Source organism: Shinella yambaruensis, from assembly GCF_050859155.1.
GTDB classification, from domain to species: domain Bacteria; phylum Pseudomonadota; class Alphaproteobacteria; order Rhizobiales; family Rhizobiaceae; genus Shinella; species Shinella yambaruensis.
The window spans coordinates 2,868,214-2,892,535 of record NZ_CP150638.1; the positions used below are offsets into that span (position 1 = coordinate 2,868,214).

A 24,322-nucleotide genomic window follows, 5' to 3' on the forward strand; every position below is an offset into this window, starting at 1 on the left:
CTCCGCGTGCGAAGGGCTCTCCAGTAACACATGAAAGGTAAAGCCATGAGCCACGAAACTTACGAGCTCAAGGCCGAGACGCGCGAACGGGTTGGTAAGGGGTCCTCCCGTGAACTTCGCCGCAACGGCCTTATTCCCGCAGTCATCTATGGCGACAAGCAGGCCCCGCTCTCCATCGCCATCTCGACCAAGGACGTCACCCAGCGCATCCACGCCGGCGGCTTCAAGACGACCGTCGCCACGATCGACGTCAACGGCGAGAAGATCAAGGTCCTGCCGAAGGACTACCAGCTGGATCCGGTCCGCGACTTCACGATGCATGTCGACTTCCTCCGCGTTTCGGGCAACACCCACGTCGTGGTCGAAGTTCCGGTTCACTTCATCAACGAAGAGAAGTCCCCGGGCATCAAGGCCGGCGGCGTCCTGAACATCGTTCGCCACGCTGTCGAGCTGCACGCGCTGGCCGGCGACATTCCGGAATTCCTCACGGCCGACCTCACGGGCCTCAAGGTCGGCGAAGGCATCCACATCTCCAACATCAAGCTGCCGAAGGGCACGAGCCCGGTCATCACCGACCGCGACTTCACGATCGCCACGATCGCCGTCCCGGCTGCCGGCGTGAAGGAAGAAGAAGCAACGGAAGCGTCCGAGTAATCGGCTCCGTTCAGAAACGATCCTGAAGACCCCGTATCCCACCGGATGCGGGGTTTTCTTTGTCCGCCGCAAAGCACTACCGTTGCGGGAATCCTGAGCAACCAGCACTTTTCCGGATCGCCATTTCAGCAACATTTAAGACTTTGGTGAAAATCTAAGCCTCCAAAATGACGAAAGCCAACGAGGGGCATCATGGGCGGGCTTGGCATCATGGCAGGGGGGCAACCGGCATGAAAATGCATTCGGTGGAAAGCCGCTTCATCGCCATCGTCATCGGCGCCCTGCTCATCTTCGTCGCCCCGCTCTTCGTGCTGTTCCTGATCCTTTCGTCCGACCGCGTGGCGCGCGAGCGCCTGCAGAACACCGAAGTTCTGCTGCAGGCCAATGTCCAGGCGCTCGGCAAGCCGCTCTGGGATTTCGACAAGGACAGCATCGACCAGATCGTCGGTGCGTTGCAGGCGGATGCCGACATCGCCTTCGTCCATGTGCGCGACACGTCCGACCTCATCGACATCCGGAAGCCCGCTACCCGTCCCGATCCGGACGACACGCGTTCCATCGTCAAGGCAGACATCCTCTACAAGGCGAACGACGGCATCAAGAAGGTGGGCACGGCGGAAATCTGGATCCGCAAGGCGCATCTGCTCTCGCGCTTCTCGAAAGACGAGATGAGCATCTTCACCATCTTCTTCTTCGCCGTCGCCACCCTCTTCACCGCCGCCATCATCGGCAACCGCATCACCATCATCCGCCCCCTGATGCGGCTGACGGCGGCCATCGAGGCGACGCGCCGGCTCGGCTCGCGCCACCATGTCGACTGGACCTCGAACGACGAAATGGGCGCGCTCGCCCATAACTTCAACGAGATGCAGAGCAAGCTGGAGCGCGAGGAGAAGGAGCTGAAGCTCGCCCATGCCCGCGCCACCGACATCTACAACCTCACGCCGGCCATGCTCTTCTCCATCGATGCGGACAACCGCATCACCGCCGTCAGCGACTACTGGCTGACGGCGACCGGCTATCGCCGCGCCGCGGTGATCGGCCAGGAATTCACCGATTTCGTCGCCGAGGACTGGCGCGACACCTACCGCAAGCGCCACGACGAAAACAGCGTGGAAGGCGGGATCTGCGAGGCGACCGTGCGCTTCCGCTGCGCCGACGGCAGCATGATCGACGTGCTGATCCTCGAAACCGGCGTGGCGGCCAGCAGCAGCCGGCAGGCGCTGTCGCTGTCGGTCATGACCGATGTCACCGACCTCAAGGAGGCGGAGAACCGCAACCATCGCCAGGCGATCACCGACCATCTGACGGGGCTGCTCAACCGGCAGGGTTTCGAATCCGTGCTCGACGAGCTGATCGGCGACGTCGACAAGCTCGGCCAGCAGCTCGCCTGCCTCTTCGTCGATCTCGACCGCTTCAAGTGGATCAACGACAATCTCGGCCACGCGGCGGGCGACGACGTGCTCTGCCAGGTGGCGACGCGCCTGCGCCGGCAGCTGCGCGCGGGCGACCGGATCGCCCGGCTCGGCGGCGACGAATTCGCGATCCTGCTTTGCGCGCCGAACGCATGCCAGCTCGCCATGGATGTCAGCGAAAGGCTGGTCGCCAGCCTGCGCACCCCGCTCACCGTCAACGGCGCCGATCTCCATGTCAGCGCCAGCATCGGCGTCGCCGTCTATCCCGACCATGCCGAGACGGCGGCCTGCCTGCTGCAGAAGTCGGACATGGCCATGTATGCGCGCAAGCGCAGCGGCAAGAACGGCGTGCAGCTCTTCGACAGCAACATGGTGGACATCGCCCGCAAGCGGCTGGAGACCGAGCAGTTCATCGACCAGGGCCTGCGCGAGGACTGGTTCATCGCCCATCTCCAGCCGATCGTGTCGCTCGCCGACGGGCGCGTCGCCGGCTTCGAGGCGCTGATGCGGCTCAACCACCCCGAGCGCGGCCTGCTGCCGCCGGCCGAGATCATCGGCATTGCCGAGGAGAACGGCTCGATCGGCCGCATCGGCGACTGCATCCTGTCGAAGTCGATCGCCAGCCTTGCGATCATCTCGAAGCTCGACGGGCTTGCCGACGCCTATCTCGCGGTGAACTTCTCGCCCCTGCAGTTCGAGCCCGCCCTGCCCGCGCGCCTTGCCGCCCTGCTTCTGGAGCACGGCATCACGCCGTCGCGCATCGTGGTGGAGATCACCGAGGCGGTGCTGATGCTCGACAATCCCGTCGTGCGCGAAGTGCTCGACGCGCTCTCCGACCTCGGCTGCCGCATCGCGCTCGACGATTTCGGCACCGGCTATTCCTCGCTGTCCTATCTCAACCGCTTCCCCGTCGATATCGTCAAGGTCGACCAGTCCTTCACCCGCTCGCTTTCCTCCGACCAGCCGGACGTGCGCCGCAAGAGCCGCATGCTGGTGGAAGGCATACGCACCATCTCGCACCAGATGGGCTGCGCCGTCGTGGCGGAAGGCATCGAGACGACGGAACAGTGGGATATCCTGCAGGCCATGCAGGTGGAATTCGGCCAAGGCTACCTCCTGAGCCGCCCTCTGCCGCTTGACGCATTGCTGGAGAAGCTGGACGAATTCACGGTGACGGAGAGACCCGAACGGCGGGCCGCCGCCTCCTGACGAAGGACAAGGACGAGACGATGAAGACGCTGCTCTTGACGCTTTGCCTGTCGCTCGCCCCTCTTTCCGCGCCGCTTGCCGAAACCCTGCATTTCGTGACGGAGGAATACGCCCCGTTCAACTATTCCAGGGACGGTAGGATCACCGGCATCGCCGTCGAGCAGGTCGCCGCGATCACCAAAGCGGCGGGCGTCGACTACACGATCGAGATCATGCCGTGGGCCCGCGCCTTCGCTTTGGCGGAGAACCAGCCGATGAACTGCGTCTTCACGGCCGGCTACAACCGTGAACGCGCCGGCCGCTTCGCCTGGGTCAATCCCCTTCTGAAGGACGAGATGGTGCTCCTGAAGCGCAAGGACGGCAGCAAGGGGCCGGACAGCATGCAGGAGGCGCTCACCATGAAGGTCGGCTCGCAGCGCGGCGACTTCGCCGTCGAGGCGCTGGAGGATCTCGGCTTCAAGGATATCGACCTTGCCGTGGACATCGACATCTCGGTGCGCAAGCTGCTCTCCGGCCGCATCGACCTGATGCCGACCTCGATCAAGACCTATGAGAACCTGGTCAACCAGGGCCAGCCGGTCGAAAAGGCCATGCTGATGGCCGGCCAGATCTACGGCCTCGCCTGCCACAAGGACACGCCGCCCGACCTCATCACGCGGCTGCAGGCGGCGCTCGACCAGCTCATCGTCAGCGGCGAGCAGGATCGCATCTTCGCCGCCTACGGCCTGCCGCCGAACACGCGCACGGCCGATGGCGGCGCGAAGAAATGATCGCGGGCGGTTGACTTCCGGCCGCTTTCGCGGTGGTGAAGGCGGGACAGATCCTTTTGGCGGACCATTCCATGCAGATCATCGCGGGGCTCGGTAATCCGGGCGCAAAATATGCGGGCAACCGCCACAATATCGGCTTCATGGCGCTGGATGCGATCCACCGCAAGAACCCGTTCTCGCCCTGGTCGAAGAAGTTCAAGGCGGAGATCTCCGAGGGCGAGCTTGCCGGCGAGAAGGTGCTGCTCGTCAAGCCGCAGACCTTCATGAACCTGTCCGGCGAATCCGTCGGCGAGGCGATGCGCTTCTACAAGCTCGCCCCCAAGGACATCGCCGCGATCTACGACGAGCTGGACCTTGCCCCCGGCAAGGCGCGCATCAAGGTCGGCGGCGGCCATGGCGGGCACAACGGCATCAAGTCGATCGACGCCCATTGCGGCAAGGACTACCGGCGCCTGCGCCTCGGCATCGGCCATCCGGGCGCAAAGGAACTCGTCACCCACCATGTGCTCGGCGATTTCGCCAAGGCCGACCATGGCTGGCTCGATCCGCTGCTCGACGAGCTCGCCCTCAATGCCGACATGCTGGTGCGGGGAGAGGATTCGCAGCTGATGAACAAGCTCGCGCTCGCCACCGGCAGCAAGCCGGAAGCGGAAAAGGCACCCGCGCAGAAGCCGGCCGGCCAGTCGCACATCCGCCAGGCGCGCAACCACGCCCAGCCGAAAATCCTGCCGACGACGGGGCCGATGGCGGAGATGCTGAAAAAGCTGCTCGGCAACAAGGGCGAGTAGGACCTACAGCCAGCGGATCGTTTCGAGCCGGTAGAGGAAAAGGTCGCACAGCCAGGCAAGCGCCGTATCGATGCCCCGCGCGACGAGGCTGGAGGCGCCGTCGGAAAACAGCATGACGGCGAGACCGGCCAGGCCGCAGCCGACCGTCACGTTCCGGAAATTCCGCCAGGAATCGAGCCGGTAGTAACCCGCATCGTCATATTGGGTGCCGAAGATCCGGTCGTTCCAGTCGTAGCCGTCGCTGACGACGAGATCGAGCATCGTCCGGTCGGAAAGCCTGTCGGGAAAGACATTGAAGACGGCGCGGCAGACGTGCCCGATCGCCCCCACAAGAAGGAAGAACACGAAGGCGACGGCATAGTGCCATGTGGCGGCTTCTTCGATCATGGCCGCAGCATGGGCGAAGACCGCTAATATCGGATGAAGCCTATTCCTCCGGTTCGGTCTGGAAGAGCAGCGGGAAGCCCGCCTCCTTCGCCAGGTCCGTCGCCTCCTTCGCCTTGGTCTCGGCGATGTCGCGGGCGCAGACGACCACGACGGACGTGCCCATCTTGTGCGCGGTCATCATCACCCGGTAGCTCGTCTCCTCCGCCATGCGGAACACGGCTTTCAGCACCAGCACGACGAATTCGCGCGGCGTATAGTCGTCGTTGACGAGAATGACCTTGTAGAGCCTCGGCCGCTCCAGCTTCGGCTTCGTCACGGTTTTCGGGGTCAGGGTCGTGTCACCATTGCTCATGGGAAGCTCCTCGTATTCCGGCTTCGAGCGGTGTGCGACCCATTGTGCACCGCAGGAGAGGCGACTTCAAGGCCCGCGCGGCCCGAAGCCCTTGACCCTGCCCCCGCCATCCCCCATAGCGATGGCAACGATTTTCTAAGACGAATGGACCACCTTCCATGGGCTTCAAATGCGGTATCGTCGGTCTGCCGAATGTCGGCAAGTCGACCCTCTTCAACGCGCTGACCAAGACGGCGGCGGCGCAAGCGGCCAACTATCCCTTCTGCACCATCGAGCCGAACACCGGCGAGGTGGCGGTTCCCGATCCGCGCATGAAGGCGCTCGCCGCCATCGCCGGCTCCAAGGAGATCATCCCGACCCGCATCTCCTTCGTCGACATCGCCGGCCTCGTACGCGGCGCCTCGAAGGGCGAAGGTCTCGGCAACAAGTTCCTCGCCAACATCCGCGAGGTCGATGCGGTCGTGCATGTGCTGCGCTGCTTCGAGGACGATGACATCACCCATGTCGAGGGCCGCATCAACCCGGTGGGCGACGCCGACACGATCGAGACCGAGCTGATGCTCGCCGACCTCGAAAGCCTGGAGCGCCGCGTCGAGCAGACGCGCAAGCGCGCCACCGGCAAGGACAAGGAGTCCATCGCGCAGCTGCCGATCATGGAAGCCGTGGTAAAGCTGCTGAACGAGGGCAAGCCGGCCCGCCTTCTCCTGAAGACGCTGGCGCCCGAGGAGATCGACGTCCTGCGCGGCCTCAACCTGCTGACCTCGCACCCGGTCCTCTATGTCTGCAACGTCGCGGAGGCCGACGCCTCGACCGGCAACGAGCACACCGAGGCCGTTGCCGCCATGGCGAAGGAACAGGGCGCCGAATGCGTCATCATCTCGGCGGCGATCGAATCCGAGGTCGCCCAGCTTCCGGAAGAGGAAGCGGCCGAATTCCTCTCCGCGCTCGGCCTCGAGGAAGCGGGCCTCGACCGGCTCATCCGCGCCGGCTACCACCTGCTCGACCTCATCACCTATTTCACGGTCGGCCCGAAGGAGACCCGCGCCTGGACAATCGTGCGCGGCACCAAGGCCCCGCAGGCCGCCGGCGTCATCCACACGGATTTCGAACGCGGCTTCATCCGCGCCTTCACCATCTCCTATGACGACTACATCGCCTACAAGGGCGAAGTCGGCGCCAAGGAAGCCGGCAAGGGCCGCGACGAAGGCAAGGAATATGTGGTGCAGGACGGCGACGTCATCCACTTCCGCTTCAACACGTAAACGCCCATGACGGACGCGCAGCTGACCTTCGAGGATTTCACGCCCGGCCGCCGCTTCGACTTCGCGGAGCGGACGCTGACGGCGGACGAGATCATCGCCTTCGCGCGGGAATTCGATCCCCAGCCCATGCATCTCGACGAGGAAGCCGGCCGCACCAGCATCCTCGGCGGGCTCGCCGCGTCCGGCTGGCACACCAGCGCCGTCATGATGCGCATGCTCTACGAGGCCTATATCCGCGGCTCCACCTCGGAGGGCTCGCCGGGCGTCGATGCCATGGAATGGAAGCGCCCGGTGCTCGCCGGCGACACGCTCGGCGGCCATTGCGAGGTGCTGGATGCGCGCGTCTCGCGCTCGCGGCCTGAGATCGGCATCGTGCGCATGCGCGCCACGGTGACGAACCAGCGCGGGGAAACGGTCGCGCTCTGCGAATATATCAACATGATGCGCCTTGCCGAAAAGGGAGCCGACCATGCGCATGGCTGAGCTCTACGCCTTCGGCGAGGCCGTCGAGATCGGCAGCCTCACCTTCACCGCCGAAGACATCATCCGCTTCGCCAGGGATTTCGACCCGCAGCCCTTCCATCTCGATGCGGAACTGGCCAGGCACGCGCTGTTCGGCGGCCTCTGCGCCTCCGGCTGGCATTCCAGCGCAGGGTGGATGAAATGCTTCGTGCCCTTCTGGACGGGCGAATGCCGGCGGCTCGCCGCCGAGGGGATCGCGCCTCCGAAGCTCGGCCCCTCCCCGGGCTTCACGAACCTGCGCTGGCTGAAGCCGGTCTTCGCCGGCGACACGATCACCTATTCGGTGACGCTGACGGCCTCGCGCGAACTCGCCTCGCGGCCGGGCCGGCTGATCAATACGATTTTGTGTGCGGGAAGGAACCAGAATGGCGAGCCGGTCATCCGGTTCGAGAGCACGGTTCTGGAATTCGTCTGAACCGCACGTTCGGTTTGCCCCTCACCCTAACCCTCTCCCCGCAAGCGGGGAGAGGGAACTTGCCCCATGAACAGTATGGGCTGGGGAAACCGGCGCGGCCTATCCTTTCGCCCCGCTTGCGGGGAGAAGGTGGCCGGCAGGCCGGATGAGGGGCGACACGGCAGATCGCGGGCAGCTATGCTCAATGCCCGTCGAACGCCACCAGCGTGCGCACTTCCACGTCGAGCGCTTCAAGCTTCTTCCGCCCGCCGAGTTCCGGCAGGTCGATGACGAAACAGGCCGCGACGATATCCGCCCCCATCTGGCGCAGCAGCTTCACCGCCGCCTCCGCCGTGCCGCCGGTGGCGATCAGGTCGTCGACGAGGATGACCTTCTCGCCCGGCTTGATGGCATCCTTGTGCATCTCCATCTCGTCCACGCCGTATTCCAGGCTATAGGCGATGCGCACGGTCTCATGCGGCAGCTTGCCCTTCTTGCGGATCGGCACGAAGCCGGTCGACAGCTGGTGTGCCATGGCGCCGCCGAGGATGAAGCCGCGCGCCTCGATCCCGGCGACCTTGGCAACGCCGATGCCCGCATAGGGATGCACCAGCTCGTCCACCGCGCGGCGGAAGGCGCGGGGATTGCCGAGCAGCGTGGTGATGTCGCGGAACATGACGCCGGGCTTGGGGTAATCCGGGATGTTGCGGATCGCGGCGACGAGTTCGTTTTCGAGTGTGGACATGGGAATTCCGACTGCGGAGGGCTTTTTCCGGTTATTGCAGGTGCGGCATCGCCCCACAACAAAAAAGGCGGCCCGAAGGCCGCCTTTCGACAGAGCGGCAGGACCGCTCAGTGTTCCTTGTTCGCGTAGACCGACTTCTTCGTCAGGTAGATCAGGCCGGTGAAGATCACCAGGAAGACCATGACCATGAAGCCGGTGCGCTTGCGGTCCTCCAGGTGCGGCTCGGCGGCCCACATCAGGAAGGCGGAAACGTCATGCGCATACTGATCCACCGTCTGCGGCGAACCGTCGTCATAGGTGACCTGGTCGTCGGAGATCGGCTTGGCCATGGCGAGCGCCGCGGCGTTTGCGAAATACGGGTTGTAGTGCGTGCCTTCGGCGACCTCGACATGCGCCGGCGGCTCTTCGTCATAGCCGGTCAGCAGCGAGTAGATGTAGTCCGGGCCGCCTTCCTGGTACTGGGTGAAGATGTCGAAGACGAATTGCGGGAAGCCGCGGGTGATGCCGCGCGCCTTGGCGATCAGCGAGAAGTCCGGCGGGGCCGCGCCATTGTTCGAAGCGGCAGCCGCCTCGTGGTTGGCGTAGGGCGACGGGAAGTAGTCGGACGGAACGGCCTTGCGGGTGAACATCTCACCGTCGCTGTTCGGGCCGTCCTCGACCTCGTAGTTCGCCGCGAATGCCTTCACCTGGGCTTCCGAGTAGCCGAGACCTTCCAGCGTGCGGAAGGAGACAAGGCTCATCGAGTGGCAGGCAGAACAGACTTCGGTATAGACCTTCAGGCCGCGCTGGAGCTGGCCCTTGTCATACTTGCCGAACGGGCCGGCGAAGCTCCAGTCCTGCTGCTTGGGCTTGTGGATCGGGTAGTGGGGCGTGGCGTGCTCCGCTTCGGCGCCACCGGCGGCATGCTCGTCCTGCGCGGTCGCGAAGGAGACGCCGATACCGGCGACGAGGGCGAGCGACAGAATGCCTGCAACAAGCTTTTTCATTGTCATGGTTCCTTTCGTCGCTCGCTATCAGGCTCTGGCCGCCTTGGCGTTCTTCTTTTCCAGAACCGCTTCCGTGATCGAATTCGGAATGCGCTTCGGGGTCTCGATCAGGCCGAGGATCGGCATGAGGACGATGAAGAAGCCAAAGTAGTAGACCGTGCCGAGCTGCGAGAGGATGACGTAGATGCCTTCGGCGGGCATGGCGCCGAGCCAGCCGAGCATGATGGCATTGGCCACGAAGATCCAGAAGAACAGCTTGTACCACGGACGGTAGACGGCGGAGCGAACCTTGGAGGTGTCGAGCCACGGCAGGAAGAAGAGGATGATGATCGAGCCGAACATCACCAGAACGCCGCCCAGCTTGGAGTCGATCGGGCCGATGTTGAAGGTGATGGCGCGCAGCATCGCGTAGAACGGCAGGTAATACCATTCCGGAACGATGTGGGCGGGGGTCTTCAGCGGATCGGCCGGGATATAGTTGTCCGGGTGGCCGAGATAGTTCGGCATGTAGAAGATGAACCAGGCGAAGACGATCAGGAAGACCGAGACGCCGAGGGCGTCCTTCAGCGTCGCATAGGGCGTGAAGGCGACCGTGTCGGTCTTGGACTTCACCTCGACGCCCGTCGGGTTGGTCTGGCCGGTGACATGCAGCGCCCAGACGTGCAGGACGACGACGCCGGCGATCATGAACGGCAGCAGGTAGTGCAGCGCGAAGAAGCGGTTCAGCGTCGGGTTGTCGACGGCAAAGCCGCCGAGCAGGAACTGCTGGATCCACTCGCCGACCCACGGGAAGGCCGAGAAGAAGCCGGTGATGACGGTCGCGCCCCAGAAGGACATCTGGCCCCAGGGCAAAACGTAGCCCATGAAGCCTGTCGCCATCATCAGGAGGTAGATGACGACGCCGAGGATCCAGAGGATTTCACGCGGCGCCTTGTAGGAGCCGTAGTAGAGGCCGCGGGCGATGTGGAGATAGACCGCGATGAAGAAGAAGGATGCGCCGTTGGCGTGCATGTAGCGCAGGAGCCAGCCGTGGTTCACGTCGCGCATGATCTTCTCGACCGAGTTGAACGCGACGGTGGTTTCGGCGGCATAGTGCATGGCCAGCACGATGCCGGTCAGGATCTGCACGATCAGCATCACCGACAGCATGGCGCCGAAGGTGTAGGCATAGTTCAGGTTGCGCGGGACCGGGTAGGACACGAAGCTGTCATGGATCATGCGCGGCAGAGGCAGCCGCGAATCGACCCATTTTTCGATGCCAGTCGTCGGCTGGTAGGTTGAATGTTCAGCACTCATTATCAGTAGTCCCCTCAACCGATCTTGATGACTGTGTCGGATACGAACGAGAAGGTCGGCACGGGCAGGTTCTCGGGGGCCGGACCCTTACGAATACGACCGGCGGTATCGTAGTGAGAACCATGGCAGGGACAGAACCATCCGCCGAAATCGCCGGCCTGGCCGAGCGGAACACAGCCGAGATGGGTGCAGGAACCGATCATGACGATCCAGTTCTCCTTGCCCTCGCCGGCCGAGCGGTCGAGATCCGTCGCCTGGGCGTCGGAAGCGATGTTGGCGTTACGGGCGACCGGGTCCTTGAGGTCGGAAAGCTGGACGGCCTTCGCCTCCTCGACTTCCTTGTCGGTGCGGTTGCGGATGAAGACCGGCTTGCCGCGCCACTTGGCGGTCAGCGACATGCCCGGCTGCAGGCTGGAGACATCGACCTCGATGGAGGCGAGCGCCAGCGTGGACGCGTCCGGACGCATCTGGTCGATGAACGGCCAGGCAACCGCAACGCCGCCCACGACGCCCGCCATACCGGTGGTCAGGTAAAGAAAATCGCGGCGAGTGGGCTCGCCCAGGGATTCGCTTGTTGTCTCGTGTTCGCTCACGGCTAAACCATCCTCTCACGCAAAGTCTGCGGAAAACCGCAACGCCCCTTTGGAAACCGGCAAGATCCGGACACAATACGGCCATAGATTCCCCGTCAATCCGGCGCGTTCTATGCTTGATCGCAAATTATGTCCAGCCTTGGCAAGGGGAGGTGGGCACATTGTCGCGGGAAAAACGGGGCATCTTGACAAGGCGCAGGCATCGCCTTGAACATCCAGCGCTTCCGGGCTTGGAAAGGGCGTGGGAAACGACGCTTTGCGGCCCTATTGCGCCGCTTCCTCGTGGCCGAGGAACCCGCCCGACTGGCGCGACCAGAGATCCGCATAGAGCCCGCCGCACGCGACGAGTTCCGCATGGGTCCCCTCCTCCACGATATGGCCGCGATCCATGACGATCAGCCGGTCGAGCGCGGCGATGGTGGACAGGCGATGGGCGATGGCGAGCACGGTCTTGCCGCGCATCAGGCGCTCGAGGTTCGACTGGATCGCCGCCTCGACCTCCGAATCGAGCGCCGAGGTCGCCTCGTCGAGCACAAGGATCGGCGCGTCCTTCAGCATGACGCGGGCAATGGCGATGCGCTGGCGCTGGCCGCCCGACAGCTTGACCCCGCGCTCGCCGACATGGGCGTCATAGCCCTTCCGGCCGCGCTGGTCCTCCAGGGCGAGAATAAAGTCGTGCGCCTCGGCCTTCCTTGCGGCCTCGATCATCTCGGCCTCGCTGGCGTCCGGATTGCCGAAGAGGATGTTGTCGCGGATCGAGCGGTGCAGCAGCGCGGTATCCTGGCTGACCATGCCGATATTGGCGCGCAGGCTCTCCTGCGTGACGGCGGCGATATCCTGCCCGCCGACGAGAATCCACCCGCCTTCGAGGTCGTAGAAACGCAACAGCAGGTTGACCAGCGTCGACTTGCCGGCGCCGGAGCGGCCGACGATACCGACCTTCTCGCCGGGACGGATCGACAGCGTCAGGTCGTCGATGACGCCGGACGGACGGCCGTAGTGGAAGCGGATGGCTTCGAAGCGGATTTCGGGGCGGGCGACCTTCATCTCGACCGCGTCCGGCGTGTCGACGAGGCCGATCGGCTGGGAGATCAGGTCGGCGGAATTCTGGATCGTGCCGATGTTGCGCATGATGCTGTTGAGCTGCGTCATCAGCCGGTTGAGCAGGAAATTCAGCCTGAGCACCAGCGCCATGGTGAAGGCGACCGCGCCGGAACTGGCGATGCCGCCGAGCCACAGATGGATGGAGAGCACCGCCATGGCGACGATCATCAGCCCGGAGACGAAGGCCATGGAGGCGCGCACGCCCGTCAGGAAGCGGGTGAAATCGAGCGTTGTCTTCTGGAAGATGTCGAAGCCGCTGCGCATGTAGCGGTCGTTCGCCTCGTCGCGGCCGAAGAGCTTCAGCGTCTGGATGTTGGAATAGGCATCGACCATGCGGCCGCTGAGCATGGACGCGGCTTCGGCGGTCTGCCGCGAATGTTCGCGGATGCGCGGCACGAAGTAGCGCGCCAGCACGGAGAAGACCACCAGCCACACGCCGAGCACGGCGGCGAGCCGCCAATCGAGCCCGCCGAGCAATACCAGCGTCGAGGCCGTGTAGATCGTCACGAACCAGACGCTTTCCATGAAGGAGGTGATGACGTCGCCCGTCGCCTGCCCCGCCGACCAGACCTTCGTGACGATGCGGCCGGAGAAGTCGTTCTGGAAGAAGGAGAGCGACTGGCGCGCGACATGCACATAGGACTGCCAGCGCACCAGATTGTAGAAGCCGGGCGTGATGACCTGCTGGTCGACGAGCGCCGTGAGGAACGTGACGACGAAGCGCACGAGGCCGATCAGGCCCAGCATCATCAGCAGCTCCGGCCCATGGGCGGCCATGAGGCCGCTCCACCCGTCCGCGGGCTTGACCGTCGCCAGGATATCGACCAGCCGCCCGACGAACCAGAAGGTCGCCGCCTCGATGCCCGCCGTGACGCCGCCGAGCACAAGCATCGCCGCAAACGGCGCCTTCGCCTGCCCGACATAGAACCAGATGAAGGCGAAAAGACCCTGCGGCGGGCGAAGGTCATCCCGCCGCGCGAAGGGCTGAATCCAGTTCTCGAACCAGGAGAAGAGCGGGCGGAAGATCATGCCTCCGATATAGGCGGTTTTTGACGGGGGACAAATTAAAGATTGGAAAGGTGGAGGTATCTGACAACGGTCGGCAATTCTCTTGATTTTCGAGGATTGTAATATTAAAGTTACAGATTAGATGACGCTCCTGATCAAGCAGACCGACACCTTTCGCAAATGGGAGCGGGCGCTCGACGACCGGAAAGCGCGCGCACTGATCGCCGCCCGGCTGAACCGGATCGCCTACGGCCTCATCGGCGATGTAAAATCCGTGGGAGACGGCATCAGCGAAATTCGCGTCCACTATGGCCCCGGATATCGCATCTATTTCACGCGGCGGGGCGACGAGATCATCGTGCTGCTCTGCGGCGGCGACAAGGGTTCACAGAGACGGGATATCGCCAAAGCCAAGACCTTGGCAGCCCAAATGGATGAATGACATGAACGAGACACTGCACAGTTACGACCCGGCCGAGGCCCTCGGTTCCGACGAGGCGGTCGACGTCTTCATGAAGGACGCGTTCGAGACGGGGGATGCGGGCTATATCGCACAGGCGCTCGGCGTCGTTGCGCGGGCCAAGGGCATGGGAAAGGTTGCGGAAGAGACCGGCCTTGCCCGGGAAGCGCTCTATCGTTCGCTTGCCAGCGACGGCAATCCAACCCTCAAGTCCATGCTGGCGGTCATGCGCGCCCTCGGGCTGGAGCTCACCTCCAAACGCACCGGCACGGATTGAAGGCGCCCCTTCCGCTGGAAAGGGCGCCCTCTTACCAGTTACTCCGCCGCCGCTTCCGCCTCGGCGTCGTCGGCGATGAAGCCGCCGGACTGGCGGGTCCAGAGATCGGCATAGATGCCGCCTTTGGCGACCAGTTCGGCATGGGTGCCGGTCTCGTGGAGACGACCCTTGTCGAGAACAACGAGACGGTCCATCTCGGTCAGCGTCGAGAGGCGGTGGGCGATCGCGATCACCGTCTTGCCCTGCATCAGGGCGAAGAGGTTTTCCTGGATCGCCGCCTCGACCTCCGAATCGAGCGCCGAGGTCGCCTCGTCCAGCACCAGGATCGGCGCGTCCTTGAGGAAGACGCGGGCGATCGCGATGCGCTGGCGCTGGCCGCCGGAGAGCTTGACGCCGCGCTCGCCGACCTGGGCATCGAGGCCCGTGCGGCCATGCTGGTCGACGAGACCTTCGATGAAGTCCCAGGCATTGGCGCGCTTCGCCGCCTCGATGATCTCCGCATCGCTCGCCTCCGGCTTGCCGTAGGCGATGTTGTCGCGGATCGAGCGGTGCAGCAGGGAGGTGTCCTGCGTGACCACGCCGATCTGCGAGCGCAGGCTGTCCTGCGTCACCGTCGCGATATCCTTGCCGTCGATGGTGATCTTGCCGGATTCGAGATCGTAGAACCGGAGCAGCACGTTCATCAGCGTCGTCTTGCCGGCGCCGGAGCGGCCAACGAGGCCGACCTTCTCTCCTGCCCCGATCCTGAGCGACAGGTCCTCGATCACGCCCTTGTTCTTGCCGTAGTGGAAGCGGACATGATCGAAGTCGATCGCGCCCTTGGCGGCCGGCAGGGCCGGTGCCTGCGGCGCATCCATGATGTCGTGCGGCTTGGTCATCATGCCCATGCCGTCATAGACCGTGCCGATGTTCTCGAAGAGCGCGGTCACTTCCCACATCACCCATTGCGACATGCCGTTGATGCGCATGGCAAGGCCGACCGCCACCGCCACGGCGCCGACGGACACGTCGCCGGACATCCAGAAATAGATGCCGATCGCCGTCGTACCGAACAGCGCGATGACATTGTTGATGTCGATCACGATGTTGAACAGGGTGATGAGCCGCATCTGCTTGTGCACGGTCTGCAGGAACGCGTCCATGCCTTCGCGGGCATAGCTCTCCTCCCGGCCGGCATGCGAGAACAGCTTCACCGTCGCGATGTTGGTGTAGCTGTCGACGATGCGGCCCGTCATCATCGAGCGCGCATCGGCCTGCTCGCGGGAGATGACCATGAGCTTGGGCACGAAGTAGCGCAGGATGCCGAGATAGATCACCAGCCAGACGAGCAGCGGCACGACGAGCCGCATCTCCGCCGAGGCGATGATCGCGATCATCGAGATGAAGTAGCTCACCACGTAGATGAAGACGTCGATGATCTTCATCACCGCTTCGCGCACGGCAAGCGCCGTCTGCATCACCTTCGTCGAGACGCGGCCGGCGAACTCGTTGGAGAAGAAGGTCATGCTCTGGCGGATGAGGTAGCGGTGCATCTGCCAGCGGGCGATCATCGGGAAATTGCCCGCGAGCGCCTGGTGCATGGTCATGGTGTGCAGCGCGCCGAAACCGGGGATGATCAAGAGCAGCAGCGCCGCCATCCACACGAGCGTGTCGCCCTCTCGGGCGAGGAACGTGCCGGGATCACCGGCCGAAAGCCAGTCGACGATGCTGCCGAGGAACTGGAACAGCACGACCTCGGCGATGCCGAGCACCATGGAGCAGAAGCCAAGCAGGGCCAGCCAAGGGGCGGCCGGGCGCGTATAGTGCCACAGGAAGGCGAAAAGGCCCTTCGGGGGCAGCGAGGGCGCCTCGGAAGGATAGGGATTCAAGCGTCTTTCGAACCAGCCGAACATGGCTTTCTCCGTAATAGAAAGACGGAACCGGCACGGACGGCGCAAAACGGGCGCGGTCAGGAACGGGGTTCCGGCAGGATTGCCGTGGGGCGACGAAAAGCGTCACACGACGAAGTAAAATGAAGAAACGGTGGGAATCTTGGTGGCGAAACGCCTACGCGAGAAGAGGCGTCAATCCAGCCGGGAGGCGCGGTCGATACATGGTATCCATAATGATCCTCCCTTTTCTCGCGTTGAAGATGCGCCTTGGTTAGCGCGAAACGACGCAATTTGCCAGCCGCTTTGTCGCAGTTTCGTCTTTCCGGCCAATTCTGTTGCCCTGCCGCCACATCCGCGATGGCATCCCGCCGCTTTTCGCCGAAAGGCGGGTCGGCACCATCTTTTTGTCTTTCCGCGATTTTGAAGACGAAACCGCTTCGCACTTTGGCCGGAATTGCTGTAGGCGAGGCCGTATGTCCGCACTTCGCATCGCCCTCTACCAGCCCGACATTGCCGGCAATACCGGCACGATCCTGCGTTTCGCCGCCTGCCTCGGCCTTTCCGTCGACATCATCGAGCCGGCCGGCTTCGATATTTCCGACCGCAGCCTCAAGCGGGCCGGCATGGATTACCTTGCCGCCGTGACGCTGACGCGACATGTCAACTGGGAGCGATACGAGGCGTGGCGGCGGGAAAGCAGCCGCCGCCTCGTGCTCGCCTCGACCAAGGCCGCCGAACGCTACACGGATTTCGCCTACCGGCCGACCGACATCCTGCTCTTCGGCCGCGAAAGCGCCGGCGTGCCGGACCACGTGCATGGCAGGGCGGACGGTCGGGTGCTCATCCCCATGGTCGAGGGGCAGCGCTCCATCAATGTCGCGCTCGCCGCCGCGATGATCTGCGGCGAGGCCCTGCGCCAGACGGGTTTTGCCTGACCGCACGCATTTCCGCTCCGTCCCGAATCGCAAAAGCGCTCCGCCTTTCCGTCTTAGCGCGGCTACGGGAATCGCCCTAGCCATCACCCGGCCACAACCAGCGCAACGCGAAGGCCACGACGCCGAAGGCCAGCACGATGGCGCCGACAATGGCATAGGCGCCGTCGTAACCCGATACGGCGATCAGCGGCTGCGAGACGACGGGCGAGAGGAACTGGCCGGCAAAGATGCTGGACACCAGGAGGCCCGAGACGCGGCCACGCCGGGCCGGCGGAGCGAGCAGCATCGCGGCGGCCGCGAAATTCGGCATGATCGTGCCCATGCAGACACCGGAGACGGCCATGGCCGCGAGCACGCCGGCATAGCTTTCTGCCCCCGAGAGCAGCAGGAACGACAGGCCGGCCGAGACGAAGCCGAGGCCGAAGACGCCCATGATGCCGGCGAGGCGCCGAAAGGGCGCGAAGGCGAGCGCGCTCACCACGCCGACGAACTGGCCCGCGCCGATCGCCGTGCCGGCAAGGCTCGGGGCGGCAAAGCCGAGCGTTTCGAGGTAGAAGGGAAGCTGCGTCGGGATCATGTAGAAGGCGATCATGTTGACCGCGGCGGCGAGGAACAGCAAGGCGAGCAATGCGGTGGCGCGCCCGCCGAGCCGGTCCGCCCCGGTGGCGGGGCCGGCCGGCCGCGCGCGGCGCGGCTCCGGCAGGAAGGCGAGCGCCGCCGGCACCAGCAGGACCGCCACCGTGTAGATGAGGAACGGCCCGCGCCAGTGGACCTCCGCAAGGAAACCGCCGCCGGTGAGGAAAATCGTGCCGCCGACGCCGACGAAGGCCTGCTGCAGGCCCATATAGCGATCGCGCGCCGCGCCCTGGAAGAAATCGCCGACCAGCGCCGTCGTCGCCGTCATGATGCCGCCGACGGCAATGCCGAGCGCGGCGCGCCCGACCAGGAGGCCCGGCAGCGTATCGAGGACGAGGCCGGACGCCCCCGCAATGGCGAACAGCGCGAGCGAGACCGTGAGCAGCGGCTTGCGGCCGAAGCGATCGACCAGGAAACCGGCAGCCGGAGAGAACAGCGCGATGAAGACCGCAGGCAGCGTCAGCACCAGCCGGCTGAGCAGCGCGACATTCTCCACATCGGCGAACCGCGCCGCGATGCCCGGCAGCGAGGCGGAAATCGTCGCGCCGGACATGATTGTGAGCGTGCTGATGAAGAGCAGCGTCGAATTGCGCCGGAGATCTGCCGGGGAGCGGGCGACCTCCGCTGCCGCATAGTGTTCCGGCTTCATGCCGCGGCCTCGTCATAGCGCGTCGCGATGCGCGCCGCCTTCAGCGCGTTCGCCCACCAGGTCAGGCGCTTCATCAGGACGGCAAGCTGGCCGTTGAGCTGGCCTTGTCGGAAAGGGTTGCCGACCGGGTCGAAATGCGTCCAGGCATGGGCAAGGCTCACCGTCTCGCGGATCGCCACCGCATGCAGCTCGGCAAAGACCAGCCGCAGCTGCTCGACGGCGCGCAGGCCGCCGGAGACGCCGCCATAGGCGATGAAGGCGATCGGCTTGGCATGCCAGGGACGGAAGCAGCTGTCGATGATCGCCTTCAACGCCGCCGGATAGGCATGGTTGTATTCCGGCGTGACGATCAGGAAGGCATCCGCCTGCGAAATCCGGCTTTCGACCAGCTCTGCCGAGGCTTCGTCGAGGCCGCCGGGCGTGAAGGCCAGCTCCATCGGGTCGATGCGCACGATGTTGAACTGGCCGAAACCGGCGAGTTCAGGCTCCAGCCATCCCGCGATCGTATCGGCAAAGCGCCCTTCGCGGCCGCTGCCATAGATGAGGGCGATCGTCAGTCTGTCAGTCATGCGGCGGCTCCGTCTTGGAAATGCGAGGAGCCGCTGGTATAAAACCTCAACTTAAGTTGAGGTCAACAGCCATGACGGAAAAATGTCCAAGGACCGGCATGCCCCGGGAACTCAGCGTCGGCGAGGTTGCCGAGCGTAGCGGCATCGCGGTCTCCACCCTGCATTTCTACGAGACGAAGGGGCTCATCCACAGCCAGCGCAACCGCGGCAACCAGCGGCGCTATCCGCGCAGCATCCTGCGCCGGGTGGCGGTGATCAAGGTGGCGCAGCGCACCGGCATTCCGCTTTCGGAGATCGCCGACGCCCTGTCGGTCCTGCCGCACGACCGGCCGCTGACGAGCCTCGACTGGCGCAAGCTCTCAGAGACCTGGCGCCGCCAGCTCGACGAGCGCATCGCGCGCCTGACGAAGCTGCGCAACCAGCTCGACGGCTGCATCGGCTGCGGCTGCCTGTCGATGCAGGAATGCCCGCTGCGCAACCCGTTGGACGAACTGGCCGCCGAAGGGCCGGGCCCGAGGCTGCTCGAGCCCTGACCTTCAGGAACGCGCGACCGCGGCTTGATGGGATCGGCTCAGTCCAGCCGCGTGGCGAGCAGCTTGTCGACGCGGCGGCCGTCCATGTCGACGACCTCGAAGCGCCAGCCCTGCGTTTCCGTGACCTCACCGGTCTTCGGCAGCTTCTGTAGCGATTCGATGACGAGGCCGGCGGCGGTCTGGTAGCTGCGGCGGGCCGGCAGCTGCAGGCCGAGGCGATCGGCCATCTCGTCGATCGGCATGGCGCCGGCGATCAGCCAGGAGCCATCCTCGCGCTGCACGGCATAGTCGTCGTCGCCTTCCTCGATATCGGCGCGGAACACGCCGGCAATCGCCTCCAGCACGTCGGCAGGCGTGATGACGCCCTCGAAGTGACCGTATTCATCGTGGACCAGCATCATCGGCACTTCGGAAGTGCGCAGCTTGTCGAGCACGCGCATCGCATCCATCGTGTCCGGCACGATCGGCGCGGGGCGGATGAAGGCGCGGATATCGAGCGGTTGGCCGGCCAGCACGGCCGAGAGCAGCTCGCGCTTCTGCACGATGCCGACGATCGTCTCCGGCCCGCCGTCGGCGACCGGCAGACGGGAATGCTGGCTCTCGTTGAGGGTCTGGTGGATTTCCTCCATCGTGTCGCCGAGGTCGATCCAGTCGACATCGTTGCGCGGCGTCATGAGACCGCGCGCCTCGCGGTCGGAAAAGCGCATGACGCCGGCGATCATCAGCTTTTCACCGCCCTCGATGACGCCGGCAGCCTCCGCTTCGGCGACGATGGTCTTGATTTCCTCGTCGGTGACGACGCTCTCGGCAACCTCGTGCTGGCCGGTGAGGCGGAAGATCAGCCGCGTCGAGGCATCGAGGATCCAGACCGCCGGGGCGCCGATCTTGGAGAGCAGCGACATGGCCGGCGCGACGAGCGCGGCGAAGCGCTCCGGGTTCTTCAGCGCGATCTGCTTGGGCACCAGCTCGCCGACCACCACCGAAAGATAGGTGATGATGAAGATGACGATACCGTAGCCGAGCGGATCGGCCAGCCAGTCCGGCACACCTTCGGCATAGAGGATGTCACGCAGGCGCCCGCCGAGCGCGGCACCCGAAAAGGCACCGGCGAGAATGCCGATGAGGGTGATGCCGATCTGGACGGTGGAGAGGAACTTTCCGGGGTGGTCCGCCAGCTTCAGCGCGGCGGCGGCGCCGCGCGAGCCCTGCGCGGCCATGGTCTTCAGGCGTGGTTTTCGCGCGGAGACGATGGAAAGTTCGGAAAGGGCGAAGACCCCGTTGAAGAGGATGAGGAAGACAGCAATCGCGAGTTCGAACAAGGACTGTGAGCCGTGCTTCTGAACCGCAACGGCGCCTTTCTGTTGATGACGATGGCCGCAAGATAGGGGCGCGGCGGGCCGCCGTCAATCGAACTTGCCGATCACGGTCGCGTCAGGTGGGGATCACGAGCATTTCGAGGAGGATGTCGCGCAGCCGCCCGACCGGCGCGGACGGCGCCGCCTCGGCCGTGTGCAGCATCAGGTCGACGCTGCCGAGCGCCGGCAATCCGGCCCGTTGCGGGTCGAGCACGCGCAGATGCGCGGGCATGCCGGTGGTGGTGCGGATCGTCACGCCAAGCCCGGCCGTCACCGCCGCCCAGAGCCCGGCAAGGCCGGGGCTGGAAAAGACCTGCCGCCACTCCCGCCCGGCCGCCGAAAGCGCATCGACGGCGGCGGCCCGGAACGAACAGGGCGGATCGAAGGCGATGAGCGGCACCGGTTCCCCGGCGGAGACGTCGTAGTCCGCCGCCGCGATCCAGACGATCGGATAGGTGGCGATGTGCCGGCAATGCGCGCTTTTCTGCCCGCCCCAGGTGACGGCCATGTCGAGGTCGCCGCGCTCCACCGCCGCCACCAGCCTGGCGCCGCGATCGACCCGCGCCTCGACGCGCAGCTTCGGATGCGCCCGGGAAAAGCGGCCGAGCACCGGCGGCAGCGACGTCTCGGCAAAGTCCTGCGGAATGCCGAGCCGCAGCCAGCCGTCGAGCGCCCGGCTGGAGCCGAGCATCATCATCGCCTCGTCGTTCAAGTCGAGGATACGCACCGCATAATCATGCAGCGCCTCGCCGGCATCGGTGAGCGCAAGGCCCCGGCCCTGTTTGGTGAAAAGCGTCTGGCCGCTGAGATCGGCAAGCTTCTTCAGTTGCAGGCTGACGGCCGGCGGCGTTCGCCCCAGCGCCTCCGCGGCTTTCGCAAAGCTGCCGAGCCGCACCCCCGTGACGAAGGTGCGCAGCACGTCCATGTCGAAGTTGCGGGGCGAAACCATTCAGTTTTCCAAAACCATTTCTGCAATGCTTCTCAATTTTAAAAACGATAGTCGCGCAATAGGCTCATCCCGTCAACACGAGACAGGAGACGACCATGCCCTTCCTCCATATCCGCCTCGCCGGCAGGAACCTGACCGACGGCGAGCGCCTGCACCTCCAGGACGAGGCCACCCGCCTTGCCGTCACGCTGCTCAGCAAGCGCGCCGAAGCGACCGCGGTCCTCGTCGAGGGAACACCGATCGCCGACTGGACCATCGGCGCGCGTCGGCAGAAGGTGGCCGGCCATTTCGAGATCCTGATCAGCGAGGGCACGAACACGGCGGAGGAGAAGGCCCGCTTCATCGCCGCCGCTTATGCCCTGCTGGAAGAAGCGCTGGGCGCGCATCTCAATCCGGTGACCTATGTGGTCATCCGCGACATCGCGACGGACAGCTGGGGCTATGGCGGCCAAACGCAGGAAAGCCGGCGCGTTGCCGTTGCGGCATGAAGCGTCAGTCGGCACTCGGCAGGCGGCGCATGGTAAACTCGATGCGGTCGCCCTCCATGGCGCGCCAGCTCTCGACCTCGGTCCAGTAGGCAGCCTTCGGCCAGAGGTCGAACCATTCGCGCGCCTTCTCCCGCGCCGCCTGCCGGTCGAGGCAGAAGGTCTCGCGGACGAAATGGCCCTCGCCGGCGGGTTTTTCGCGACGGCGACGCTCGATATGGCGCCGGAGCCCTTCGAGAGGGGGCGGACCGGGAACACGCGCCATGCAGATTTCCTCCTGGCAGCACATTCGACGGAAGAAACATAAGCCGCCCCCGCGCATTTTGCGAGTCCCGCCGTCCCCAGCCGATGCCCCGCCCGCGGTTGCCAAACGGCGCAAAGTTTTGGACTGTGGCGAAAATGCGATTCGGCGGGCTGCCCGCCAGCGGGAAGCACCATGGAACGACCAGACCTGCCGAAGGGCTTGCCCGAGGACATCGAAGACAAGAAGAATGCCGCCCGCGCCTGGTTCGAGCGGCTGCGCGACGCGATCTGCGCCAGCTTCGAGGCGATCGAGGACGACCTGCAGGGGCCACTCTCCGACATGCGGCCCGGCCGCTTCGCCGGCAAGGACTGGCTGCGCGAGGGGGGCGAAGGCGGCGGCGGACGCATGTCGATGATGGAAGGCCGCGTCTTCGAGAAGGTCGGCGTGCACACGTCCACCGTCCACGGCGAATTCTCGCCGGAGTTCCGCGGCCAGATCCCCGGCGCCAGCGAGGACCCGCGCTTCTGGGCCTCCGGCATCTCGCTCATCGCCCACCCGGTGAACCCCAACGTGCCCGCCGTGCACATGAACACGCGCATGGTCGTGACCACCAGCCGCTGGTTCGGCGGCGGGGCGGACCTGACGCCGGTGCTCGACCGCCGCCGCGTGATGGACGACCCCGACACCACGCTCTTCCACAAGGCGATGGAGATCGCCTGCAACCGCCATCCCGTCGCCGACCACCGGAAATTCAAGGAATGGTGCGACGACTACTTCTTCCTGAAGCACCGGGGCGAACCGCGCGGCACCGGCGGCATCTTCTACGACTGGCTGCATTCGCCGGAAGAGCTCGGCGGCTGGGACGCCGACTTCGCCTTCACGCAGGATGTCGGCCGGGCCTTCGCCATGGTCTATCCGAAGATCGTGCGCGCGAACTTCAACAAGGGCTGGACGGAAGAGGACCGCGACGAGCAGCTCGTGCGGCGCGGCCGCTATGTCGAGTTCAACCTGCTCTACGACCGCGGCACGATCTTCGGCCTCAAGACGGGCGGCAATGTCGAATCGATCCTCTCCTCGCTGCCCCCGGTGGTGCGCTGGCCCTGAAGGCCGGCCCTCGCCGCCTTGTGATTACAGATCCGCACTGTCCATGGTATGATGCCGCCTGCATGAGTCCATGGAGGAAGCAGTCATGAAGATTGCAGCACAAGAGGCAATGCAGGCGGGTCCCGACCCGAAATCCCCCGAATTTCTCGATCGTTTCGCCGAAACCATCCGTGCCGAGAGCGGGCTCGACCTGCCGCACGCCTATTTCGTCGAGGAAGCCCGGCTGCGGCTTGCCAGCGGCGTGGTTCACCATCTTGTCGATCACCACACGACCCCGGCCCAGTTCCAGTCGTCCTGCTGCTTCGACGCCTGGGCAAAGGACGACGCGGCCTGACAATGGCCGCCCGCAAAAGCGGCGATGAATCCGCGCCCGGGGCGGAACCCCGGGCCGCTTTCGCCGTTTCTTGGGACGGCCAACCGAGCCACCGGCCCGGCCGCGATTTGGCCGGCGGGCCCTCATCTGCTACACTGGTTCCGTTGAAACGACAGGAGATAGGTCATGAGACTTTTTGAATGCGGTTCACTCGTCCCCGGATGCGACTGGCATACGCGGGCCAATGACGACGCCGAAGTCGTCCGCCGCGCGGTCGAGCACTTGCGCGCCGTCCATGGTGAGGCGATCATCCGGGAAAGCATGGTCGACCACATCAAGGAACGCATCGTCGACGAGAAGGCGGCCGACGCCGCCTGACGGGCAGCGCCCCGCAAGCCCCTTGTCGATCTGCCGCACCTTCTCCCCGCCGGGGAGAAGGAAATTGTCGGTGTGACTG

General features: G+C 64.9%; 28 protein-coding genes. 15 read left to right on the forward strand and 13 right to left on the reverse strand.

Annotated elements, in window-relative coordinates; translation table 11 throughout:
* The first annotated feature begins 45 nt into the window (after positions 1–45).
* From WMC41_RS14050 to pth, 4 genes are all read left to right on the forward strand, one after another.
* Positions 46–654 (forward strand): 50S ribosomal protein L25/general stress protein Ctc, encoded by a 609-nt coding sequence (locus WMC41_RS14050; protein ID WP_244767017.1) that lies wholly within the window; start codon positions 46–48, stop codon positions 652–654.
* Between the two features lie 236 nt (positions 655–890).
* The gene (locus tag WMC41_RS14055; RefSeq protein WP_432348346.1) at positions 891–3,278 is read left to right on the forward strand and encodes an EAL domain-containing protein; all 2,388 of its coding nucleotides are present in this window, start codon (positions 891–893) and stop codon (positions 3,276–3,278) included.
* Positions 3,279–3,298: 20 nt separating this feature from the next.
* Positions 3,299–4,048, forward strand: coding sequence for a substrate-binding periplasmic protein (locus tag WMC41_RS14060; RefSeq protein ID WP_244767018.1), 750 nt, complete (start codon positions 3,299–3,301; stop codon positions 4,046–4,048).
* A 71-nt stretch (positions 4,049–4,119) separates the two neighbouring features.
* The gene (pth, locus tag WMC41_RS14065) at positions 4,120–4,836 is read left to right on the forward strand and encodes an aminoacyl-tRNA hydrolase (protein WP_432344075.1); all 717 of its coding nucleotides are present in this window, start codon (positions 4,120–4,122) and stop codon (positions 4,834–4,836) included.
* Positions 4,837–4,839: 3 nt separating this feature from the next.
* Here the strand turns inward: pth and WMC41_RS14070 are convergent, their stop codons facing one another.
* On the reverse strand, positions 4,840–5,223 hold the full coding sequence (locus WMC41_RS14070) for a hypothetical protein (protein WP_432344077.1): 384 nt from the start codon (positions 5,221–5,223) through the stop codon (positions 4,840–4,842).
* 40 nt (positions 5,224–5,263) lie between these two features.
* Entirely contained in the window at positions 5,264–5,575 is a 312-nt protein-coding gene (clpS, locus tag WMC41_RS14075) for an ATP-dependent Clp protease adapter ClpS (protein WP_244767021.1), read from the reverse strand.
* Positions 5,576–5,733: 158 nt separating this feature from the next.
* Between clpS and ychF the strand changes: the two genes are divergently transcribed.
* The 3 genes from ychF to WMC41_RS14090 are packed head-to-tail and all read left to right on the forward strand — an operon-like array spanning position 5,734 to position 7,774.
* A complete protein-coding gene (gene ychF / locus WMC41_RS14080) occupies positions 5,734–6,837 on the forward strand; it encodes a redox-regulated ATPase YchF (protein WP_244767022.1) in 1,104 nt (367 codons plus the stop codon).
* A gap of 6 nt (positions 6,838–6,843) precedes the next feature.
* Entirely contained in the window at positions 6,844–7,320 is a 477-nt protein-coding gene (locus WMC41_RS14085) for a MaoC family dehydratase (RefSeq protein ID WP_244767023.1), read from the forward strand.
* On the forward strand, positions 7,307–7,774 hold the full coding sequence (locus WMC41_RS14090; RefSeq protein ID WP_272806080.1) for a MaoC family dehydratase: 468 nt from the start codon (positions 7,307–7,309) through the stop codon (positions 7,772–7,774). Before WMC41_RS14085 ends, WMC41_RS14090 begins: the two co-directional genes overlap by 14 nt.
* Positions 7,775–7,955: 181 nt before the next feature.
* Here WMC41_RS14090 and WMC41_RS14095 read toward each other — a convergent pair whose 3' ends face one another.
* The 5 genes from WMC41_RS14095 to WMC41_RS14115 all read right to left on the reverse strand — a co-directional run bounded on the left by WMC41_RS14095 (position 7,956) and on the right by WMC41_RS14115 (position 13,506).
* Positions 7,956–8,498: an adenine phosphoribosyltransferase gene (locus tag WMC41_RS14095; protein WP_432344080.1), complete on the reverse strand. Its 543-nt coding sequence runs from the start codon at positions 8,496–8,498 to the stop codon at positions 7,956–7,958.
* A 107-nt stretch (positions 8,499–8,605) separates the two neighbouring features.
* Entirely contained in the window at positions 8,606–9,484 is an 879-nt protein-coding gene (locus tag WMC41_RS14100; RefSeq protein WP_272806082.1) for a cytochrome c1, read from the reverse strand.
* A 27-nt stretch (positions 9,485–9,511) separates the two neighbouring features.
* On the reverse strand, positions 9,512–10,780 hold the full coding sequence (locus tag WMC41_RS14105; RefSeq protein WP_244767027.1) for a cytochrome b: 1,269 nt from the start codon (positions 10,778–10,780) through the stop codon (positions 9,512–9,514).
* A gap of 14 nt (positions 10,781–10,794) precedes the next feature.
* Complete coding sequence (gene petA, locus WMC41_RS14110; RefSeq protein ID WP_244767028.1) at positions 10,795–11,373, reverse strand: ubiquinol-cytochrome c reductase iron-sulfur subunit; 579 nt, start codon at positions 11,371–11,373, stop codon at positions 10,795–10,797.
* 264 nt (positions 11,374–11,637) lie between these two features.
* The gene (locus WMC41_RS14115) at positions 11,638–13,506 is read right to left on the reverse strand and encodes an ABC transporter ATP-binding protein (RefSeq protein WP_432344083.1); all 1,869 of its coding nucleotides are present in this window, start codon (positions 13,504–13,506) and stop codon (positions 11,638–11,640) included.
* Positions 13,507–13,627: 121 nt separating this feature from the next.
* Between WMC41_RS14115 and WMC41_RS14120 the strand changes: the two genes are divergently transcribed.
* On the forward strand, positions 13,628–13,927 hold the full coding sequence (locus WMC41_RS14120) for a type II toxin-antitoxin system RelE/ParE family toxin (protein WP_432344085.1): 300 nt from the start codon (positions 13,628–13,630) through the stop codon (positions 13,925–13,927).
* Between the two features lies 1 nt (position 13,928).
* Entirely contained in the window at positions 13,929–14,222 is a 294-nt protein-coding gene (locus WMC41_RS14125; RefSeq protein ID WP_432344086.1) for an addiction module antidote protein, read from the forward strand.
* Positions 14,223–14,260: 38 nt separating this feature from the next.
* On the opposite strand, the gene WMC41_RS14130 is transcribed toward WMC41_RS14125, so the two are convergent.
* A complete protein-coding gene (locus tag WMC41_RS14130) occupies positions 14,261–16,114 on the reverse strand; it encodes an ABC transporter ATP-binding protein (RefSeq protein ID WP_244767032.1) in 1,854 nt (617 codons plus the stop codon).
* A 452-nt stretch (positions 16,115–16,566) separates the two neighbouring features.
* On the opposite strand from WMC41_RS14130, the gene WMC41_RS14135 reads away from it, so the two are divergent.
* Positions 16,567–17,028: a tRNA (cytidine(34)-2'-O)-methyltransferase gene (locus tag WMC41_RS14135; RefSeq protein ID WP_432344087.1), complete on the forward strand. Its 462-nt coding sequence runs from the start codon at positions 16,567–16,569 to the stop codon at positions 17,026–17,028.
* Between the two features lie 76 nt (positions 17,029–17,104).
* On the opposite strand, the gene WMC41_RS14140 is transcribed toward WMC41_RS14135, so the two are convergent.
* The gene (locus tag WMC41_RS14140) at positions 17,105–18,313 is read right to left on the reverse strand and encodes an MFS transporter (RefSeq protein WP_244767034.1); all 1,209 of its coding nucleotides are present in this window, start codon (positions 18,311–18,313) and stop codon (positions 17,105–17,107) included.
* The gene (locus WMC41_RS14145; RefSeq protein ID WP_272806088.1) at positions 18,310–18,882 is read right to left on the reverse strand and encodes an NADPH-dependent FMN reductase; all 573 of its coding nucleotides are present in this window, start codon (positions 18,880–18,882) and stop codon (positions 18,310–18,312) included. Before WMC41_RS14145 ends, WMC41_RS14140 begins: the two co-directional genes overlap by 4 nt.
* 98 nt (positions 18,883–18,980) lie before the next feature.
* Between WMC41_RS14145 and soxR the strand changes: the two genes are divergently transcribed.
* Complete coding sequence (soxR, locus tag WMC41_RS14150) at positions 18,981–19,415, forward strand: redox-sensitive transcriptional activator SoxR (RefSeq protein WP_317633299.1); 435 nt, start codon at positions 18,981–18,983, stop codon at positions 19,413–19,415.
* 38 nt (positions 19,416–19,453) lie between these two features.
* Here the strand turns inward: soxR and WMC41_RS14155 are convergent, their stop codons facing one another.
* Together WMC41_RS14155 and WMC41_RS14160 are read right to left on the reverse strand one after the other, a co-directional pair.
* The gene (locus WMC41_RS14155; protein ID WP_244767037.1) at positions 19,454–20,734 is read right to left on the reverse strand and encodes a hemolysin family protein; all 1,281 of its coding nucleotides are present in this window, start codon (positions 20,732–20,734) and stop codon (positions 19,454–19,456) included.
* A 112-nt stretch (positions 20,735–20,846) separates the two neighbouring features.
* Entirely contained in the window at positions 20,847–21,719 is an 873-nt protein-coding gene (locus WMC41_RS14160) for a LysR substrate-binding domain-containing protein (protein ID WP_432344093.1), read from the reverse strand.
* A 95-nt stretch (positions 21,720–21,814) separates the two neighbouring features.
* Between WMC41_RS14160 and WMC41_RS14165 the strand changes: the two genes are divergently transcribed.
* Positions 21,815–22,207, forward strand: a complete 393-nt coding sequence (locus WMC41_RS14165; protein ID WP_432344095.1) for a tautomerase family protein — start codon at positions 21,815–21,817, stop codon at positions 22,205–22,207.
* 4 nt (positions 22,208–22,211) lie between these two features.
* On the opposite strand, the gene WMC41_RS14170 is transcribed toward WMC41_RS14165, so the two are convergent.
* The gene (locus tag WMC41_RS14170) at positions 22,212–22,469 is read right to left on the reverse strand and encodes a hypothetical protein (protein ID WP_244767040.1); all 258 of its coding nucleotides are present in this window, start codon (positions 22,467–22,469) and stop codon (positions 22,212–22,214) included.
* A 171-nt stretch (positions 22,470–22,640) separates the two neighbouring features.
* On the opposite strand from WMC41_RS14170, the gene hemF reads away from it, so the two are divergent.
* The 3 genes from hemF to WMC41_RS14185 all read left to right on the forward strand — a co-directional run bounded on the left by hemF (position 22,641) and on the right by WMC41_RS14185 (position 24,243).
* Complete coding sequence (gene hemF, locus WMC41_RS14175) at positions 22,641–23,552, forward strand: oxygen-dependent coproporphyrinogen oxidase (protein WP_432344097.1); 912 nt, start codon at positions 22,641–22,643, stop codon at positions 23,550–23,552.
* Between the two features lie 85 nt (positions 23,553–23,637).
* Positions 23,638–23,886 carry a hypothetical protein gene (locus WMC41_RS14180; protein ID WP_244767042.1) on the forward strand — a complete coding sequence of 83 codons (249 nt, stop codon included), beginning with the start codon at positions 23,638–23,640 and terminating at the stop codon, positions 23,884–23,886.
* A 165-nt stretch (positions 23,887–24,051) separates the two neighbouring features.
* Positions 24,052–24,243, forward strand: a complete 192-nt coding sequence (locus tag WMC41_RS14185) for a DUF1059 domain-containing protein (protein ID WP_288081462.1) — start codon at positions 24,052–24,054, stop codon at positions 24,241–24,243.
* Positions 24,244–24,322: the final 79 nt, after the last annotated feature.